Genomic DNA, 18,410 nt, shown 5'->3' with positions numbered 1-18,410 from the left:
TTTTTTGTGCGCGTTTATACCAATCAAGTGTGATCAATTCGGTATCTTTTTTAGCCATTTGATAAATATATCTTGAGTATGATTGTAAAAACCTGACAATACTCTCTAAAAATAATCATGAGCGGAAACGAGTCACGCATTCAAGCTATTTATCAGATCACCAATCGTGAACCACAGCCCAAAAAGGCTCCAAAGCGATTGGAAGAGATGTGGGCAACCGATGTGTTTACTCTGAGCAAAATGCAAGAATGTCTACCCAAGACAGTCTTCAAATCGATCAAGAAAACTATTCAAACTGGCGAACCTCTTGATAGCTCAGTAGCTGACGCGATCGCACTAGCAATGAAAGACTGGGCAATCTCTAAAGGCGCACTCTATTACGCCCACGTCTTTTATCCTTTGACCAACGCTACAGCCGAAAAGCATGATGGCTTTATCTCAGTTCAGAGCGATGGTTCGGCGATCTCGGAATTTGCTGGCAAGTTATTAGTACAAGGTGAACCAGACGGTTCTTCGTTCCCTAATGGCGGTATTCGCTCCACCTTTGAAGCACGCGGTTACACAGCATGGGATGTAACTAGCCCCGCTTACATCATGGAAACCGACAATGGTTCTACCCTATGTATTCCTACAGTTTTCGTATCTTGGACTGGCGAAGCTCTAGATAAGAAAACTCCATTGTTGCGCTCCAATGCAGCCATGAACAAAGCTGCTACCAGAGTTTTGAAACTTTTGGGCGAGAAAGAAATTGCTCCTGTTAACTCTAGCTGTGGTGCTGAACAAGAATATTTCTTAATAGATGCCAATTTTGCTAATGCACGTCCAGATTTACTACTGGCTGGTCGTACTCTGTTTGGTAAACCCTCAGCAAAGGGGCAGCAATTTGATGACCACTACTTTGGAGCCATTCCAGAACGGGTTCAAGTATTCATGCAAGATGTCGAAGAGCGTCTATATCGCCTTGGTATCCCTGCAAAAACACGTCACAACGAAGTTGCTCCTGGTCAATTTGAAATCGCCCCATTCCACGAAGCTGCTAACGTAGCAACAGATCATCAACAAATGATCATGACCATGCTTCGTTTCACCGCAAAGAAACATGGATTTGTTTGTTTGCTCCATGAAAAGCCTTTTGCAGGCATCAATGGGTCTGGTAAGCACGTCAACTGGTCAGTTGGTAATGCGACCCAAGGTAACTTGCTCGATCCAGGTGATACTCCTCACTCCAACGCCCAGTTCTTAGTTTTCTGTGGTGCGATTATTCGTGGTGTTCACACCTATGGTCCTCTGTTGCGTTCAGTTGTGGCAACTGCAAGCAATGATCACCGTCTTGGTGCAAATGAAGCTCCTCCAGCGATTATTTCAGTTTATCTTGGTTCACAACTTGAGGATGTATTTGAGCAGATTCGTCAAGGTGAACTAAAGAGTTCGACTGGTAAAGGCTTGATGAATATTGGTGTAGACACTCTACCAGTCTTGCCAACTGACCCAGGCGATCGCAACCGTACTTCACCTTTTGCTTTTACTGGCAACCGCTTTGAGTTCCGTGCTGTTGGTTCAGGACAATCTGTGGCTGGTCCTCTTGTTGCCATGAACACGATTTTGGCAGACTCCCTCAACTGGATCGCTGACAAGCTAGAAGGTGAACTTGCTAAAGGTGTTGATCTGAGTACTGCTATTTCTACGGTTCTTAAGGAAGTTATGGAACTTCATGGTGCTGTAGTTTTCAATGGCAATGGATATTCTGAAGAATGGCATAAACTTGCTGCTGAGCGTGGCTTAGCAAACCTTCGCACCACTGCTGATGCTCTACCTGTTCTGAAGGAATCTTATATCGAAGAATTGTTCAGCAAGATGGGAGTTCTCTCTCCTGTTGAGCTAGCTAGCCGCTTTGAAACTTATGCAGAGCAGTATATTCTCTCGATTGAAGTGGAAGCTAAGCTCGTTGTCAGTATGGTGAAAACCATGATTTACCCTGCGGCAACTCGCTATCTTGCAGATCTCAGCAATACTTCGCTAAGCTTGAAAGAGATCGGTGTGGACTTTGACAAGGAAAGCATTGAAAAAGTCGCATCTTTGACGAAACTAGCGATGGATGGAGTCAGCAAACTCAGCGATGCTTTGTCAAAACATGATTTCGCTTCTATTGAAGAACATATGCAGTTTCTGTCACAGACTGTACGTCCTCTAATGGATGGAATTCGTGGTTATGTTGATGCCTTAGAAGGTGAAGTTGCTGATGACCTATGGCCATTGCCTACTTACCAAGAAATGCTTTTCATTAAGTAATCCCAACATACAAAACGGCATAGCTGTTTTGTATGTTTAAAATCCCAAAGAGAATGGCGGCGCTTAGCGCCGCCATTCTCTTTGGGAACAATAAAAAAGCGGCGCAATAAGACGCTTTTTTATTGGCTTTTGGAAATTTGTAAAAATGGTAATAAATTTTGAGCAAGTGTCACAGGATCAACTCCCATTTCAGTCCGTTGATTTGCTAACCATATAGCTGTTTGAGAATGCCAAACCGTCGCCATGATCACTGCATCCCTAGATGATATCCCTTGAGCTAAGAGACCGCCGATCATCCCTGCTAGGACATCACCACTGCCGCCTCTTGCTAATGCCGCGGTACTTTCTGGATTAATCCATGTCTGTGCTCCTTCTTTTTCGGGAACAGCGATCGCTGTTCTTGCTCCCTTAAGTAAAATAGTTGCTTTTGTCTGATTTGCAGCAGTCTGCAGAGCCTCTAATCTTTCCACTTCACGCAAGTCTGGAAATAATCGACAAAATTCGCCCCAGTGTGGCGTTAGGATGCTCGAACTATTGCGCTGATTTAATCTCTCTATAATTTGAGCTTTACCCATAGAGGCTAAAGCATTCAAGCCATCGGCATCGAGAATCAAAGGGCGATCGCTATTTACTACCTGTTCCACAATTGGGAAGGCATCAAGAGAAAGTCCACAACCACAAGTAATTGCTTGATATTTCTGCAAATCAAGATCTGGTAATGAAGCGATCGCTCCTGACTCAGTTTCAGGACAGCCAATCACTAGGGCATCAGGAACTTGCGCGAGGATGATTGGTTTGAGGGATTTAGGAACGGCGATCGATAACATGCCTATACCTGTCGCTTTAGCTCCCATTGCCGCCAGAATTGCAGCACCACCATATTTTTGAGAACCAGCGACTAGTAGTAAATGTCCAACTTCATACTTATGGGTTATAGAGTTACGAGTAATTGGAAAGCGATCGCGCATTAATGCTTTCGGATTAATGCGCCATAGGGGATGCTGCTTACCAAGGATCTGAATTGTAAACTGTTCGGGAATATCGAAGTCAATTTTCTCAAGTTTGCCGACATAGGGAGTTGCAGATTCGGTAAGCAAGCCACGCTTCCATAAGCCCAAGCAGAAAGTATTGGTAGCATGAATCGCTGCTCCCATAATGCCTCCATGATCGGTATGGATTCCTGATGGTAAGTCAATGCTGACGATTGGGATTTGCCAATTATTGATTGTGTTGATCGCGATCGCTACATCGCCAATCACCTCACGCACTAATCCAAATCCAAATAAGCCATCGATTAACAGATCACAATCTTGCAACGACTCTAGAGAAACAGAGGGAATTCCTAAGCTTTTGGCATAACAGCCATGCACTCGTGTTAAGGGTTTTGACTTAGCTAATGGGGTATAGATTTTGACCTGTCGCCCTTGATGATGTAGTTCTCTCGCAACTACTAAGGCATCGCCACCGTTATGTCCAGAGCCAACCAAGATGCCTACATGCGGGCAGTCTTTAGCAGGATAGAGTTCAGTTAAGCGTTGAGTAATCCTGATTGCTACTTTTTCCATCAAAGCTGCAACAGGCATCCCTGCCTGAAAAATCAGATTTTCGATCGCTTGCATTTGTGAGGCTGTAGCGATCGCCTGTGATGACAGTGATTCAATCATTAGGTTTCTCCCAGTTATTTGATGGCGCGGCTACGCCGCGCCATCAAATAACTGGGACTAACTTATTGGACAAATCTCTGGAGACTTTCTGGCAAGTTTGGGCGAACCCAATCTCTAACTTGTTTGAACTGCATCGCAGCTAAACCACTGCCAAGAATCAGAGCTACTAAAATCAAAATGATAATAAAAGCGCTATTGGTTTGCTTTGGCACGGCAAATTCAGTTTTTGCCGAATCAACATCAATAAGTTCAGGTTCGATATCTTTTGAACTTTCTGAGTCTGGTGGTGTTAATGCCAAAGCACCTGCTGACTCTTCCGTTTCAGTCTGAATATCTTCAGTATCCGCTTCTTCTTCAGCTGTGCTAATTGATGTGGAGTTATCATTTTCACCTACCTGATCTTCCTCAGGATCAATTGGTGCAAAGCGGCAACGCATCAACGCAACCGTAATATTGTCATGCCCATTTAACTCGTTTGCTTGATCGATTAGATCCTGACAACTGCGGTCAAGGGGCTTATTTTCACTCAAAACTGGGAGCAAGTAGCGATCGCAAATTTGTTCAACCCGATCAAAATCACTCAAGCCATCGGAGCAAAGTAACAAGAGGCAGTCTTCGTCAATAAAAAATCTTTGTACACGAGGGACAAGCATATCTGAGGCTCTTGTCCCCAAAGCTTGGATCAATGCTCCCCCATCAATGCGCTGCGAAGAGTAGGCATAGAAGTTATAACCAAGGGTGGTCTCACGAGTAGCTACATCATCATCAAGGGTGACTTGACGCAAATTATCTTTGGTGACGCAATAGAGTCGGCTGTCTCCCACATGCACCACATAGACTTCATTGCTCATCTTACCGTTGGGACGCGGTATCACCGCCATGACGAGCGTTGTCCCCATACGTTGCTGGGCTTGTCGCTGTTGCTGATCATTGATGGCAACAATTTGATTATTGACAACGCGAGCCACCATTTCCAGTTGAGCAATAAAACCTTGGGCAGAAAAATCAGGATCGTTTTCAGCTTGTTGTAATAAAGTTTTGAGCTGCTGCTCTAGAGTCTTAATTGCGAGGGAACTTGCCACTTCTCCGCCTTCATGTCCACCCAGACCATCACATACGATCGCTAAGCGATCGCGCAGACTATCCGCCTGTTCAGTCCGTTTTTGACGCTTTACATCGGGGTAGCAAGCATCTTCGTTATGTTCACGCTGTTGCCCTACATCACTAGCACTGGCGATCCGCACTGTGAGCGGCTGATCCTCCATCACCTTGAGTGCCATTTGATCGAGGTAGGCGATCGCGCTGTTAATGTCGTATTCTCCGCGCCCTAGACTATAGAAAAATTCAGCGATCGGTTCGGCAATCTCAGGCTTAGCCAGATCTAACCATTGCACCCAAATATCACCTAATTGGGAGATATGCACAGCCGCAACATCCGCTTGCAATTCTAACAAGCGCACCCACATCCCATCGACACGTACTAGTTTGAAATCGATCAAGGTACGAGCCATGTTCTGCTCAGCAAGTGGTTGCCAGAGGTTTAGCACTTGCCACAGCAGATTAATTTGCCGCAGAGCTGATGCTTCAGCCCATGCCTCGGCTAGGGTAGGACAGAGCTTACCTTGGCGATCAATTGGCACATTTTCTAACAAAAATACTTCAGAAAGATTTAGTTCTTCCCCGATTAGCAATAATCCGTAAGGACGCGGCAGATGTAAGCTTAGACGCGATAACTTGAGATAAGACACCACATAGGTCTGAAATTCAAGGGGTAGCTCTGGCAGTGAAAAAGCATCTGTATCGACAACAATTTGTGAGGAGAGGACACGGTAGCGATCGCCAATCAGAGATTCAGGGGGAAATGCTTCGGTGTCCAGTCCGACTGCCCAAAGATATTGCTGCTCAACTGCCGTAGCTTGCTCTTGTTTTTCCATGAAGGTATTGATCGCTTGCCAAAATTATGTGGTGAATATAGTGAAAAGCACAGATGTCTTAGAACTATTGATAGTCAAGGTAAGAATAGGAGGCGCTGAGCCATATCCTACCTATAAGTTAGAAGTTTTGACCTATTTGTTCAAGAGACATTTGGCTATTGTAGCGAAACAGAGAGAATATTTTTATGTATTTATACAGTGCTTCAGGGCTTGCGAATCTACAAAAATTAGGAGCTTGTACAACTTGTTACCAGATTTCTTTAGAATCTGGTTATTGTAGTAGTTAGACTTTTGATTGTTAGAAGTCAAATTTAACAGTAAAAATTTAATACTTATTTTTTTCTTCCGTTTATTTTTTGATTTATTTTCCAGTTTTTATCATTACCTCTTTTTTAGAATTTTTTCAACTTTCAACATTAATTACATCGCTATAACCTATGAAGCATCAACTTACCCATCGAGAACAAAAAGTTCTCTGGGCAACCATCGATCACTATATTCAAACGGCGGAACCAGTCGGTTCTAAGGCGTTGGTATCAGAATATGACTTTGATATTAGTCCTGCGACGATTCGTAATGTGATGAATATGCTCGATCGCAGTGGTTTATTGTATCAACCCCATATATCGGCAGGGCGTGTCCCCTCGGACTCTGGCTATCGAGTCTATGTTGATGAATTAATCGATCCTGCGAGCGAGTTAACCTACAGTACGCATCAATTTCTTGCTAGTAAAAATGAGCGACTTGGTAAGTCCAGTCTGGATGGTGTGTTGCGAGATGTTGCCCAAATCTTGGCGACCTTAAGTGGCTGTATTGCGGTGATTACTGCCCCAAATATGCAAACGATGCGAATTCGACATTTGCAATTAGTAATGGTCGATCATTGCAAGGTGATGGCGATCGCGGTTAGTGATACTTATCATACGGCTTCTGTAACGATGGATTTGCCCAGTGAAACTAAGCCCGAAGTTCTAGAAGGTGAATTAAATATTCTCAATAATTTCTTAAATGAACATTTACGCGATAAAAACTGGTCGGAGCTAAATAGCGCTTTGCAATGGGATGATCTTGATCGTCAGTTTCAGCAATATGCGGTGTTGTTACAGCAGTCTTTGCAACAACTGATGAAATTATGCGATCGCACAGCTTTGGGACAGATGTTTATTAGTGGTTTAACTGAGCTATTACGCCAGCCAGAGTTTTCTAATTTGCGACAGGTGCAAAATATTGTGCAGTTGCTTGAAGCAGATCGCGCGTCGTTGATGGCGCTAATTGTCGATCAGCCTACTCCTTCTGCTAATTCGGTTAGCATTAGAATCGGTTCAGAAATATCCATTGAGCCAATTCAGAACTGTACATTTATTTCTAGTACTTATCTCTGTGATGACAAGCCAGTAGGAACAGTTGGGGTACTAGGTCCAACTCGCTTGGGTTATACAAGAGCGATCGCTTCAGTACAGGCTGCTGCATTACATCTAACAGATGCTATTAGTAAATGGTAGATCATGTCTTAGGTTTGGAAAGAAATTATTCCATTGGAAGAAACGGAGTTATCCCAATTCATTAAAGTGTGAAGCTACTTTGATGAATTAAAACCCAAACTCGGCAAGGGTTTTAAAAACAAAAAATGGCTATGCCATTTTTTGTTTTGGTATTACTAATAGTAAGTAAAGGCGATTTTGTAATGACTACACCCAATGATCCTGAATCTGTCCTGACACCTGAAGAACTCAAAGCAGGACGTGATCGCATTGCCGCCGCTAATATCAACAACGTTCTACATCACTGTCGCAAATGTGATTATGAATGGGTTGCTTCCCATGCTGAAGCCTGTCGTTGTGGCTCCAAAAGTGTCGAACGGATCATGTGTTGGCAGTTTCCCGATGATTAGCAGGCGATCGCCTATTCGGTTGCTGTAATAATTCTGTCATAATGAAAATTGGGATCTGCCATACCTAGCAGCAAGAGGCAAATATTCTTTATGAACGCCCTAACTATCAGCCTAGAGCCAATATTTGAATTAACAGATGAAAAGTTTTTTCAACTCTGCCAAAAAAATCGTGATTTAAGATTCGAGCGCAGCGCTCAAGGAGATATTACAATCATGGCTCCCGAAGGTAGTGATACAGGAATGCGTAGCATTGAAATTAGCGCGGACTTGGTAATTTGGAATCGTCGCCAAAAGTTAGGTGTCGCGTTTGGTTCTTCCGCAGGATTTATATTGCCTAATGGTGCAATGCGATCGCCTGATGCCTGTTGGATCTTAAAAGAAAGATGGGATGCGCTGACACCAGAACAGCAATCTAAGTTTGCGCCAATTTGTCCAGATTTTGTAATTGAGTTAATGTCGAGAACCGATAGTTTGTCAACTGTCCAAGCCAAAATGCAAGAATATCAAGATAACGGCGCGAGACTCGGTTGGCTAATTAATCGTCGCGATCGCCAAGTAGAAATTTATCGCATTGGACAACCAGTGGAAGTTCTCCAATCACCAATTATGCTTTCTGGTGAAACTGTTCTACCCGAATTTGTCTTAGAGCTAGCTTCCATTTGGTGAAAGCTAAATCTTGTTGTAAGGATGATGCAAAGTAATGCCAGATTCAGCATCAAAAGCATAAAGTTTATTTAGATCAATTCGCCAGAAGCTGTGATCGCCAATTTGCCAATGATGCTCTAAGCCAATATCTGCTGAAACTCGCGCTCTTAATTCGCTATTTTGCAGTTTCAATAACACAATTGTTTCTGATCCAAGAGCTTCCACGAGTTCCACAGTTCCCTCAAGATGTGCATCTGCCGACGTTGCTGGTTGTAAATCTTCAGGACGAAATCCGAGAATGAAAGGGCGATCGCTACCAATTTCTCTAAGTGGCAATTCATTAATGGCGAACTCCTTAATCAAACTTTCCCCTTTTAAAAATCCGTCGCTATCGACATTTACAGGTAGAAAATTCATCGGAGGGGAACCCATAAATCCAGCTACAAATTGATTTGCGGGTTTCCGATAAATATTCAGAGGTGTATCTACTTGTTGAATATCTCCCTTGTTCAAAACTACAATCCTATCGCCCATTGTCATTGCTTCTACTTGATCATGGGTGACATAAATCGTGGTTACTTGTAATTGCTTTTGTAACTGCACAATTTGCGATCGCGTATCACTGCGTAACTGGGCATCCAGATTTGATAACGGCTCATCCATTAGAAATACTTGTGGATTACGAGCGATCGCTCTGCCTAATGCAACTCTTTGTTTTTGACCCCCTGATAATTCTTTCGGTTTGCGCGTCAATAAATGAGAAATTTGCAATGATTCCGCAACCTGCTGCACCCTTTGATCAATTTCGGCGCGTTGTTTTTTACTTGTTGCTGCAAACCAAGCTAGAGGAGATGAATTTTGCGATCGCTGCCGTCTCAAGCCAAACGCAATATTGTTGTAAACCGTCATGTGCGGATAAAGCGCGTAACTTTGGAAAACCATGGCAATATCCCGTACCTTGGGCGGCAAATGATTGATTTGGCGATCGCCTAAGTAGATCGAACCATCGCTCACCTCTTCTAAACCAGCAATTAGGCGCAATAAAGTACTTTTTCCACAGCCTGAAGGACCTACTAAAACTAGGAATTCGCGATCTCCTACCTCTAGATTAATTTCTTTCAGAACAACATTTTGTCCAAATTTCTTGGTCACACCACACAATCGCACAGGAGCCATCGCAAAACATCCTAATCAAGTCGATTTTGAGATTTTCAGCAACTATTCCTTTCCCGTTCAAATTAGTGGTGTAATGCAAAGCACCGTACTACTAATTTTTCGGTTTTAATGTCTATTTTTAGACTGGGAAGGGAGTTAAAGAGACGAAAATCCCAGAGTTAATTTTATCTCCTTGCGATCGAATATAACCGTATCCAAACCCAAAATAGATTGGCGACGCGAAGCGTCGCCAATCTATTTTGGGTTTATATCCTGACACCTTTGGCGATCGCAATCAAACCCAAATAATTTTTAAAAGCCTTGCTTTGCAGGGCTTTTAAAAATTATTTGGGTTTGACAACAAGATTTTTGCTGGAGTTGTTAAGGAATGTTACTTAGTTTCTAATAGTTGAGACTAGCTCTACCTTCATCTTTTATGTTCTATATGTCTTGTGAATGACACAAGCAAAAAAACAACGTTTTAATAAGATAACTAATTTATAAGGAGAGCGAAATGCCACTTGACGCTTTTTCTAGAGCTGTAGTTACAGCCGATGCTAGCACTTCAGTAGTAAGTGATATCAATGCTCTTAAAGCATTCGTAGCTAGCGGTAACCGCCGCCTAGACGCAGTAAATGCGATCGCCAGCAATGCAAGCTGTGCAGTTTCCGATGCAATCGCAGGTATCGTTTGCGAAAACCAAGGCTTAATCCAAGCTGGTGGAAACCTATATCCTAACCGTCGCTTTGCTGCTTGCTTACGCGACACCGAAATCATCCTCCGTTATGTCACCTATGCTTTGTTGGCTGGTGATTCTTCCGTATTGGATGATCGCGCTTTGAATGGTTTGAAAGAAACCTACTCTGCACTTGGAGTCCCCACAACTTCTACCATCCGTGCAGTACAAATCCTCAAAGCGATTGCTGTAGCACACATCCAAGGAACCAACACTGAAGCTAGAGCAGGAGCTAAGTATCGCAAGAACGAAACTCCTCTAGTAGAAGATCGTTGCGCTAGCATCGCTGCTGAAGCTGCTGGATACTTTGATCGCGTCATCGCAGCACTGAGCTAGTCTTTGCTAATTGCTCATAAACATTAACAGAAAGCTAACAGTATAAAAAGAATCCAGTTTGGAGATTTAATAAATGAAATCCGTTGTTACCACAGTTATTTCTGCTGCCGATGCAGCAGGTCGTTTCCCTAGCACCTCTGACCTAGAATCAGTACAAGGTTCCATTCAACGCGCTGCTGCTCGCTTGGAAGCTGCTGAAAAGCTCGCGAATAATATTGATGCAGTTGCTAAAGAAGCTTATGATGCTGCAATCAAGAAGTATCCTTACTTGAACAATGCAGGTGAAGCAAACTCCACTGATACTTTCAAGGCAAAGTGCGCTCGTGACATCAAGCACTACCTTCGTTTGATTCAGTACAGCCTCGTTGTTGGTGGTACTGGTCCTTTGGATGAGTGGGGTATTGCAGGTCAGCGTGAAGTATATCGCTCTTTGGGCTTGCCTACCGCTCCTTATGTTGAAGCATTGAGCTACGCTCGTAACCGTGGTTGCTCTCCTCGTGACTTGTCTCCTCAAGCTTTGACCGAGTACAATGCATTGCTCGACTACGCAATCAACTCTCTCTCCTAGTTTTTAGCGATTAGCTTTTAGCAATTAGCTTTTAGCAATTAGCTTTTAGCTGAATTGATTAATTATGTAAGCCCAGAAGTTCAAAGTGAATTTCTTCCTTCAAAAGGTAGAATCCTAGTACTTCTGGGTTTACTTTTTGTATTTTATTAACCGAGTCTCTAATTAGCTAGCAGCTAAAGGCTAACGGCTAACAGCCAAAGAAAATATGGATAAACGCTTTTATAGTTTTTTTAACTTGACAGAAGATCAGGCGATCGCCATTTTAGATACGCCTCAAAACCAAATAAGCGAAGATGATTCACGCTATATTGCTGCTTCGCATTTGGTTAATTTTAATTCTGAGAAATCGATCGCCGCTTTAATTAGAGCAATTCAACAAACCGATCCTGAAATGGAGAATCGGATTGTGCGGCGGAAGGCTGTGGAAACTTTAGGTAGGCTTCAGGCAACCGCAGCTTTGCCCATCATTCGAGAATGCTTATCTGATCCAGATTGCTACATGGTAGAGAATGCAGTTTGGGCGATCGGTGAAATCGGGACGGAAGATCCTGAGATTCTGCAAGAAATTACGCAATTACTGGATAGAGAAGCACAGACCTATCGCGTGATCATCCAGACTTTAGCGAAATTAGATTACAAACCTGCGATCGCTAAGATTCAACCATTCACCACCGATGAAAGCCTGCCAATTTCCAGCGCAGCTATTACGGCTCTCTGTCGGCTAAATCGAGACTTTTCACAAATGGGTCAGATTGTTGCCCTGCTGCAAAATCGCAACGTAATTGCCCGACGCTTATCGATTCAAGATTTAATTGATGCTAATTATTACGCCTCAATTCCTGAGATTTCCCGTTGCCCTGTATCTCTAGTATTTCGACTGCGCGGCATTCGCATGTTAGGCGAAGCAGGAATCCAAGAAGGAGAAATCACCTTTACAGACATTCAACCCTACCTCGAAAAATCTTTAATCGATCACCCAAATTCACTATCCCTTGTCCATAGCTACGACACACTACCAGACTTGTCCTTCCTAATCCACGAACTGTATGAAACTGATTTTGGACGGTGCTACACAGCAATTAAAACAATTTTAGAGAACTATGCCGAAGCTGCGCCAGCAGCTCTATTTGCCGCCTATGAGCAAGAAGCCAAAAACGACTATGGTGCTCATTTCCACGTCATGAAGCTCTTTGGTTGGCTGAAACATGCTCCTGCATATGATCTATTAATTGAAGCTCTGCACAATAAACAACCCCAATTTCAAAAATCCCGTGCCGCCGCCGCGATCGCCCTAGCTGAAATTGGTGACCCAAGAGCCATCCCCGAAATCCAATCCTGTCTCACCGCCCAAATCTGGGATCTCAAATATGCCTCTCTACTAGCCTTAGAAAAACTTGGTGATCGCAGCGGCTACGAAGTACTTGCCAACGATAGCGATTTATTAATTCGTGAGAAAGCTAATGGCTGTTAGCTGTTAGCTGTTAGTTGTTAGCTTTTTTAGATTAGTCAATAAAGGTTGTAGCAAAAGATGGAAAAGTGAAACTTTTTCAATCTTCATAAAAGCCAATAGCTAAAAGCCAACAGCTAAAAGCTAAAAGCCAAATCCAATTACCAATTACCAATCACCAATCACCAATCACCATGTCCACCGAAACCTTTTTCCAGCAACTAAAACACCCCAACCCCAACGTCCGCAATCAAGCAATGTGGGGAATTGCTGACAATTACGATGCCGAGGTAATTAATAGATTAATGGCATTGCTTGATGAAGAAGACACTACCTATCGTCGAGCCGCTGTCAAAACTTTGGGCGCGATCGGTCATGAGACAGTAACGCCTTTAGTTACGGCTTTGCTAAATAGCGACAATATGACCGTGCGAAGTAGTGCGGCAAAAGCTTTAGCCCAAGTCGTAATTTGTCATCCTGATGAGCCTTTGTCCGATGAGGGTGTGCAAGGCTTAAGGTCAGCATTACAAGATCCAAATCCTGTGGTAAATATCGCAGCAGTAATGGCAATGGGCGAGATCGGTGCGCCAGTAGTACATCTGTTGATTGAGGCTTTACAAACAACTGAAAATCCTGCTTTGGCGGTTTCGTTGGTCAATGCGATCGCTTCGACTGGTGATAGCCGTGGGATTGACGTGTTACAAGCCATCATTAACGATGAGGCGGCGGATTCCTATGTGCGGGAAACTGCGACTAGTGCCATATCCAGATTAGAGATGGTGACAGGGTTTAAGAGGAATTAAGGTGATTTCGAGTAATAAAAATACCAAGATGTGGTCTAAATTAACCCTAAAATATTAAACCGATAATAAAACAATTCTAAAAAATATCTATGTCCGATCCCAAGGTTAGCGCCGCCGTAGCAAGTCTCTACAATACCTATCCTTTTCCACCCGAACCCATCTTAGACGAGCCACCTCCAGGGTATAACTGGCGTTGGAATTGGCAAGCTGCCTATAGCTTTTGTACTGGGCAAAAACCTGATACAGATAATATTCGGATTCTTGACGCTGGTTGTGGATCGGGCGTAAGTACAGAATATCTAGTGCATCTTAATCCTGAAGCAGCCGTAGTTGGGATTGATCTCAGCGAGGGAACCCTTGCCGTCGCCAAAGAGCGTTGTAAAAGATCGGGAGCGACCAGAGCTGAGTTCCATCATCTCAGCTTGTTTGATGCCGATCAACTCGAAGGAGAATTTGATCTCATTAACTCAGTGGGAGTGTTACACCATACCTCCGATCCGATTCGTGGCATTCAAGCCCTTGCCAATAAGCTCGCTCCTGGGGGATTGCTACATATTTTTGTCTATGGTGAGTTAGGGCGTTGGGAAATTCGCTTGATGCAGGAGGCGATCGCTTTATTGCAAGGTGACAAGCGCGGTGATTATGTCGATGGCGTAAAAATTGGTAGAGAGATATTTGCCAATCTGCCTGAAACTAATGCTCTCCGCCGTCGCGAGAAAGAACGTTGGGAAATGGAAAATACGCAGGATGCTTGTTTTGCGGATATGTATGTGCATCCTCAAGAGATTGATTACAACGTTAATACTCTATTTGAATTAATTGATGCATCGGGCTTAGAATTTCTCGGCTTCTCAAATCCACAGGTATGGGATTTAGATCGCTTGATTGGTAAAGCTCCCGACTTAATCGCGCGATCGCAACATCTCACCGAACGTGAACGCTATCGCCTGATTGAAGTTCTCGATCCGCACACAATTTCCCATTACGAGTTCTTTTTAGCACGTCCTCCCATTCCTAAACAAACTTGGCAAGTTGACGCAGAGCTACTAGCCGCGATTCCTGAGCCTAGTCCCTGTATCTATGGATGGAAGGATAGTCCGAATTTCTTTGATTATAATTATCAACTTGCCAGAATTAGTGATACAGAATGGAAGTTCCTACTAGCTTGTGATGAGAATCAAACTAAACAGCAAACAGTTGCCCAAATTTTGCAGTCCGTTGAGGCGAGTTTAGATGATGTGCGATCGCTCCAAAAACAACAAATTATTCTTTTGAGAGCATAACAACTAAACTCCAAGAACTATTTTGCCTGCAATAAAGGCAAAATAGTTCTTGGAGTTAGCTTTTAATTTTGCTTACCCGTATAAACAAAGCTAAGATCCAAACGAGTAAAAAATTTGTAATCTTGCCCTATGCCATCTCGATCCGCTAATTCTTCACAAATACAGACATATTGGCAGAAGTTTTTACCTTGGCTAGAATCTTGTGCAATCTTAGCTTGGGGAATTACGCTTCTGAAGTTATGGCTGGCGGGACAGTTATATCTTTTAATCCATCCTAACTACATTCCCCTAACCATAATTGCAGGTCTCGGACTAACTATTGTTGGGATTGCAGAAGCGTGGCGAGTATCAAAACGGCGACAAGGCTATACCAATAACCAACAACATGTGACATTGATTAAGCCATCTTTAAGTAGTAGTTTGCTTTTGATTGTAGCGATCATTTCTTTGTTTATTAACCCACGACCATTCACTAGTGAAAAAGCAATTCATCGGGGTGTTATCGACAATATTGCTGATGCCAGAACTATTCCTCAGTCATTTCGTGCTAGCAACCGTCCCGAAGAGCGCACTCTCGTAGAATGGGTACGCACGATCAGTGCCTATCCTGAGCCTGACGCATATAAAGGACAAAAGGTAAAACTTACAGGCTTTGTTGTCCATGCACCTGATCAGCCAGACAATATGTTTCTGATTACGAGATTTGTGATTACCTGTTGTGCTGCCGATGTTTATCCTGTGAGTCTGCCAGTCAAAATTGCGGAAAGTCGTGCTAATTACCCACCCGATAAGTGGTTACAAATTGAAGGTCAAGCTGATGTAGATATTAAAGATGGCAAACGCCAAGTTGTAATTGTGGCAAGTAATATCACAGCGATCGCTGAGCCAAAAAACCCCTACGACTATTAATCATTACAAAACACAAAATAGCGTAGCTAATGGCATAGACATTTTATGTTTTGCTATAGCAACGCAAGAGATAGATAGGACAAATCAAAACCAAAAAGATAAGTAGCAGCGCGAAGCACTGCTACTTATCTTTTTGGTTTTATACCAATTCACGAAGGTGTGGCAACACTTTTGTGAATTAATACCAAATCACAAAAGAGAGGCAACAGATAGAGCATCCAGTATGGAATCTCTACCGACAAGAGAAGCAATTACAGATTTAGTCATTTCGGAGAGACGATTCTTGACCAAAAGCCGCAACTCATCCATATTTTTGGGTAAAGAAAATCTCAACCCTTGCTTCAAATGTAGCCAAACCCGCTCAATTGGGTTTAATTCTGGAGAATGAGCAGGCTGAAATATCAAAATGATATTGTGAGGTAATCGTAAACGCTTAGCCCGATGACAACCAGCCTGATCAACTTGCAAGATAATTATGCTGTCTGCAAATTTCTCTGATACAAGGTCTAGAAATATTTGAAAACAGTCAGTGTTGAGATGACTAAATTCATAGAAAAAGCTTTCTCCCGTCGCAGGTTCGACGATGCCGTATAACCATGTAGCCTGAAACTGCCACTGGACTTTTGCCTTGGGTTTGACCCCACGAGCCGTTATTTTACGACCACTGATGGTTTTCAAACCAATCCTTGTTTCGTCTTGACAAAAGAATCGGACTTTTCCCGTTAATCCCAACACGGTCACGGCATACCATGCCACCATGGCTAGGTTATCCGAGAGTTTTTTTTATATTCCTCGCGTTGCCCTTGGTTTTGACTGGCGCTATAGGGACGGGCTACCTTTGGTTTTGCCTTCATTCGGTAATGCACCAAGTCATGCACATTTTTATAGGTACTTTCGATTCCTAGTTTTTCCTGTAGCCATTGTCGTATCTCTCCGTAGCTATTAAATCCTTTTTCCTGTTGCAGTTGTTTGTCCAGTGCTTTTTGCGCCCAATCTGGGATTTTGGGTATTCTGCCTACTCTTGGTTTATGGCTTAGTATTCCTGCTATTCCTCCCTCTCGATATCCTCTGATCCACTCTTGCACTGTGCTACGGTTTCTCCCGATTAGTTGAGCGGCGGCTTGCACTGTGCCAGCTTGCTTGCTTTTCAGTAAGTACAATACTTGCACTCGTTCTTTATCTGAGCCTGTTTTCTGCCGCCCTAGCATCTCTTTTAGCTCTTCTTCGCTTTCACTTATTTCTAATCTATATACCCCTGCCATTTTGTTATCCTCTTTCTCCTTTTTCTCTTATATCATCTGTTGCCTCTTCTTTGTGTTTTGGTATAAAAAACAAACCCAGTAAGGGTTTTAAAAACACAAAATGGCTATGCTATTTTGTGTTTTGGTTTTATGTCCTAAGCAAAACTTACATTGCTATATCTATAGCAATCCTAAATGGTTTGTGGAAGGACACCCTATTGGGGTGCCCTTCCACAAACCAAAAAAATTCACAAATGATATAGGACTGCTATATCTATTTATTGAGAGACTTTTGATAGATCTGTAAATGATTTTCTAAAAACTTAGATTTAGAAAAGTTGTTTTCTACATCAATTCTTGCTTGCCGAGCCATTTCCCCTATTCTATTTGAGAGCATTGTTTGACGTAAAGCTTGATTGAGAGCTTCCTGATTTCTTGGTTCAACTAAAACACCATTTCGCCCAGTTTGAATTATTTCTGGAACTCCTCCTGTGGCAAACCCAATCACAATTGTCGAAGATGCCATTGCTTCAATTACAGTTAAACCAAAGATTTCTTCCAGTGAGCAAAAAAGCATTATATCTGCGGCTAAGTAAGCTTGTGCCAAGTCTTTAGGTTGAGCGATAAAACCCATTTCTTTCACTTCCAGCCCAGCCAGAGAATTGCGTAATTCTTCATCTGCAAAACCTACTAATAAAACTAAAGGATTAAGATCACTTACACTTTGTAAAGCAGCAAGCGCAAATTTAATTCCTTTACGTGGATCTTGCAGAAAATGGGCTGTTACTACTACTACTAATCGATCTTCAGGAATGTTTAAAGATTGCTTTGCCTCAGACTTTGTTTGGGAAGAGAAAACACTTAAGTCTAGTCCATGATAAATAACTTGAGGTGCAATTTTGTAATCTAGAGCTTTTTGAGCTTCTTGAGCAATCCATGAACTTGGAAAAATATATTGGATAGGAAATTGATGTGCTAACCATTTCTTAATCGATTGTATTTCTTTGGTGCGATCACGTATTTTGTTTTTCCAGCCAACTTGGGATAGTTGAGGGCATTGATAGCAATGGCTGGCAAATTTTTCGCATCCTGAAGGATAAAGACAACCACCTGTAAAAGGTGAATAGTCATGGACTGTAAAAAAAGTTGGTTTTTTTTGAGCAACTAAAGCTAAGGTTAAGGGTGAAATAGACATAAACAAATCATGAAAATGAATAATGTCATAATTCTTCAGATGATATTTGAGATTAAGCCAATATTCGACTGGTAAAAGCTCTTTAAATCCAAATTTATTGGTCAAAAAATGAGCTTTGTGGCAGATTTTTTTTGTTAGCTCTTCGCCATACAAACTTTTCTGAAAGGGATATGGTTCTTTATTTCCAAAAGCAATAAAATGATCGGCTCTATATCCAGACTCATTCAACCAAATCGCTAAATCTTCTGCGACACGGCTAGCGCCACCACCAATACGATCTGATTTGCTTACAATTGCTATTTTCACCACTTGTA

Annotated in this window: 16 protein-coding genes; 10 read left to right on the top strand and 6 right to left on the bottom strand. The window is 42.6% G+C overall.

Features of this window, described 5'->3' with window-relative positions; all coding sequences use genetic code 11:
- The first annotated feature begins 117 nt into the window (after positions 1 to 117).
- Complete coding sequence (locus ABM313_RS14040) at positions 118 to 2,289, top strand: glutamine synthetase III (RefSeq protein WP_434683816.1); 2,172 nt, start codon at positions 118 to 120, stop codon at positions 2,287 to 2,289.
- A 119-nt stretch (positions 2,290 to 2,408) separates the two neighbouring features.
- On the opposite strand, the gene ABM313_RS14035 is transcribed toward ABM313_RS14040, so the two are convergent.
- Both ABM313_RS14035 and ABM313_RS14030 read right to left on the bottom strand, forming a co-directional pair.
- Complete coding sequence (locus tag ABM313_RS14035) at positions 2,409 to 3,953, bottom strand: NAD(P)H-hydrate dehydratase (RefSeq protein WP_434683814.1); 1,545 nt, start codon at positions 3,951 to 3,953, stop codon at positions 2,409 to 2,411.
- A gap of 62 nt (positions 3,954 to 4,015) precedes the next feature.
- On the bottom strand, positions 4,016 to 5,887 hold the full coding sequence (locus ABM313_RS14030; RefSeq protein ID WP_434683813.1) for a protein phosphatase 2C domain-containing protein: 1,872 nt from the start codon (positions 5,885 to 5,887) through the stop codon (positions 4,016 to 4,018).
- A gap of 437 nt (positions 5,888 to 6,324) precedes the next feature.
- Between ABM313_RS14030 and hrcA the strand changes: the two genes are divergently transcribed.
- The 3 genes from hrcA to ABM313_RS14015 all read left to right on the top strand — a co-directional run bounded on the left by hrcA (position 6,325) and on the right by ABM313_RS14015 (position 8,444).
- Complete coding sequence (hrcA, locus tag ABM313_RS14025) at positions 6,325 to 7,389, top strand: heat-inducible transcriptional repressor HrcA (RefSeq protein WP_434683812.1); 1,065 nt, start codon at positions 6,325 to 6,327, stop codon at positions 7,387 to 7,389.
- Between the two features lie 182 nt (positions 7,390 to 7,571).
- Positions 7,572 to 7,778: a hypothetical protein gene (locus ABM313_RS14020; RefSeq protein WP_434683811.1), complete on the top strand. Its 207-nt coding sequence runs from the start codon at positions 7,572 to 7,574 to the stop codon at positions 7,776 to 7,778.
- Between the two features lie 90 nt (positions 7,779 to 7,868).
- A complete protein-coding gene (locus ABM313_RS14015; protein WP_434683810.1) occupies positions 7,869 to 8,444 on the top strand; it encodes a Uma2 family endonuclease in 576 nt (191 codons plus the stop codon).
- Between the two features lie 3 nt (positions 8,445 to 8,447).
- Here the strand turns inward: ABM313_RS14015 and ABM313_RS14010 are convergent, their stop codons facing one another.
- Positions 8,448 to 9,599: an ABC transporter ATP-binding protein gene (locus ABM313_RS14010; RefSeq protein WP_434683809.1), complete on the bottom strand. Its 1,152-nt coding sequence runs from the start codon at positions 9,597 to 9,599 to the stop codon at positions 8,448 to 8,450.
- Positions 9,600 to 10,092: 493 nt separating this feature from the next.
- Here ABM313_RS14010 and cpeB point away from each other — a divergent pair, with 493 nt between their 5' ends.
- The 6 genes from cpeB (at position 10,093) to ABM313_RS13980 (ending at position 15,660) form a co-directional block, all read left to right on the top strand.
- Positions 10,093 to 10,650 carry a C-phycoerythrin subunit beta gene (cpeB, locus tag ABM313_RS14005; protein WP_281005456.1) on the top strand — a complete coding sequence of 186 codons (558 nt, stop codon included), beginning with the start codon at positions 10,093 to 10,095 and terminating at the stop codon, positions 10,648 to 10,650.
- Between the two features lie 73 nt (positions 10,651 to 10,723).
- On the top strand, positions 10,724 to 11,218 hold the full coding sequence (locus ABM313_RS14000; protein WP_281005457.1) for a bleomycin hydrolase: 495 nt from the start codon (positions 10,724 to 10,726) through the stop codon (positions 11,216 to 11,218).
- Positions 11,219 to 11,423: 205 nt separating this feature from the next.
- Positions 11,424 to 12,689, top strand: coding sequence for a HEAT repeat domain-containing protein (locus tag ABM313_RS13995; RefSeq protein WP_434683808.1), 1,266 nt, complete (start codon positions 11,424 to 11,426; stop codon positions 12,687 to 12,689).
- 170 nt (positions 12,690 to 12,859) lie between these two features.
- A complete protein-coding gene (locus ABM313_RS13990; protein ID WP_434683807.1) occupies positions 12,860 to 13,468 on the top strand; it encodes a HEAT repeat domain-containing protein in 609 nt (202 codons plus the stop codon).
- An 89-nt stretch (positions 13,469 to 13,557) separates the two neighbouring features.
- Positions 13,558 to 14,751 carry a class I SAM-dependent methyltransferase gene (locus ABM313_RS13985; protein ID WP_434683806.1) on the top strand — a complete coding sequence of 398 codons (1,194 nt, stop codon included), beginning with the start codon at positions 13,558 to 13,560 and terminating at the stop codon, positions 14,749 to 14,751.
- A 129-nt stretch (positions 14,752 to 14,880) separates the two neighbouring features.
- Positions 14,881 to 15,660 (top strand): TIGR03943 family putative permease subunit, encoded by a 780-nt coding sequence (locus tag ABM313_RS13980; RefSeq protein ID WP_434683805.1) that lies wholly within the window; start codon positions 14,881 to 14,883, stop codon positions 15,658 to 15,660.
- 189 nt (positions 15,661 to 15,849) lie between these two features.
- Here the strand turns inward: ABM313_RS13980 and ABM313_RS13975 are convergent, their stop codons facing one another.
- The 3 genes from ABM313_RS13975 to ABM313_RS13965 all read right to left on the bottom strand — a co-directional run bounded on the left by ABM313_RS13975 (position 15,850) and on the right by ABM313_RS13965 (position 18,402).
- The gene (locus ABM313_RS13975) at positions 15,850 to 16,419 is read right to left on the bottom strand and encodes an IS630 family transposase (protein ID WP_434683804.1); all 570 of its coding nucleotides are present in this window, start codon (positions 16,417 to 16,419) and stop codon (positions 15,850 to 15,852) included.
- A gap of 2 nt (positions 16,420 to 16,421) precedes the next feature.
- Positions 16,422 to 16,922 (bottom strand): helix-turn-helix domain-containing protein, encoded by a 501-nt coding sequence (locus ABM313_RS13970; RefSeq protein ID WP_434683803.1) that lies wholly within the window; start codon positions 16,920 to 16,922, stop codon positions 16,422 to 16,424.
- A gap of 253 nt (positions 16,923 to 17,175) precedes the next feature.
- Positions 17,176 to 18,402: a glycosyltransferase gene (locus ABM313_RS13965; RefSeq protein WP_434683802.1), complete on the bottom strand. Its 1,227-nt coding sequence runs from the start codon at positions 18,400 to 18,402 to the stop codon at positions 17,176 to 17,178.
- Positions 18,403 to 18,410 lie beyond the last annotated feature (8 nt).

The sequence above is a fragment of the Pseudanabaena minima str. Chao 2107 genome, from assembly GCF_051131155.1.
Classification (GTDB): Bacteria; Cyanobacteriota; Cyanobacteriia; order Pseudanabaenales; family Pseudanabaenaceae; genus Pseudanabaena; species Pseudanabaena minima.
Note: the sequence above shows the minus strand (reverse complement) of the source record. Positions and strands in the feature narration are given on the sequence as shown.

Bases quoted from the DNA above. Each gene is read 5' to 3' on its own strand.
- ABM313_RS14040 (WP_434683816.1), top strand. From the start codon at position 118: ATGAGCGGAAACGAGTCACGCATTCAAGCTATTTATCAGATCACCAAT.
- ABM313_RS14035 (WP_434683814.1), bottom strand. From the start codon at position 3,953: ATGATTGAATCACTGTCATCACAGGCGATCGCTACAGCCTCACAAATG.
- ABM313_RS14030 (WP_434683813.1), bottom strand. From the start codon at position 5,887: ATGGAAAAACAAGAGCAAGCTACGGCAGTTGAGCAGCAATATCTTTGG.
- hrcA (WP_434683812.1), top strand. From the start codon at position 6,325: ATGAAGCATCAACTTACCCATCGAGAACAAAAAGTTCTCTGGGCAACC.
- ABM313_RS14020 (WP_434683811.1), top strand. From the start codon at position 7,572: ATGACTACACCCAATGATCCTGAATCTGTCCTGACACCTGAAGAACTC.
- ABM313_RS14015 (WP_434683810.1), top strand. From the start codon at position 7,869: ATGAACGCCCTAACTATCAGCCTAGAGCCAATATTTGAATTAACAGAT.
- ABM313_RS14010 (WP_434683809.1), bottom strand. From the start codon at position 9,599: ATGGCTCCTGTGCGATTGTGTGGTGTGACCAAGAAATTTGGACAAAAT.
- cpeB (WP_281005456.1), top strand. From the start codon at position 10,093: ATGCCACTTGACGCTTTTTCTAGAGCTGTAGTTACAGCCGATGCTAGC.
- ABM313_RS14000 (WP_281005457.1), top strand. From the start codon at position 10,724: ATGAAATCCGTTGTTACCACAGTTATTTCTGCTGCCGATGCAGCAGGT.
- ABM313_RS13995 (WP_434683808.1), top strand. From the start codon at position 11,424: ATGGATAAACGCTTTTATAGTTTTTTTAACTTGACAGAAGATCAGGCG.
- ABM313_RS13990 (WP_434683807.1), top strand. From the start codon at position 12,860: ATGTCCACCGAAACCTTTTTCCAGCAACTAAAACACCCCAACCCCAAC.
- ABM313_RS13985 (WP_434683806.1), top strand. From the start codon at position 13,558: ATGTCCGATCCCAAGGTTAGCGCCGCCGTAGCAAGTCTCTACAATACC.
- ABM313_RS13980 (WP_434683805.1), top strand. From the start codon at position 14,881: ATGCCATCTCGATCCGCTAATTCTTCACAAATACAGACATATTGGCAG.
- ABM313_RS13975 (WP_434683804.1), bottom strand. From the start codon at position 16,419: ATGGTGGCATGGTATGCCGTGACCGTGTTGGGATTAACGGGAAAAGTC.
- ABM313_RS13970 (WP_434683803.1), bottom strand. From the start codon at position 16,922: ATGGCAGGGGTATATAGATTAGAAATAAGTGAAAGCGAAGAAGAGCTA.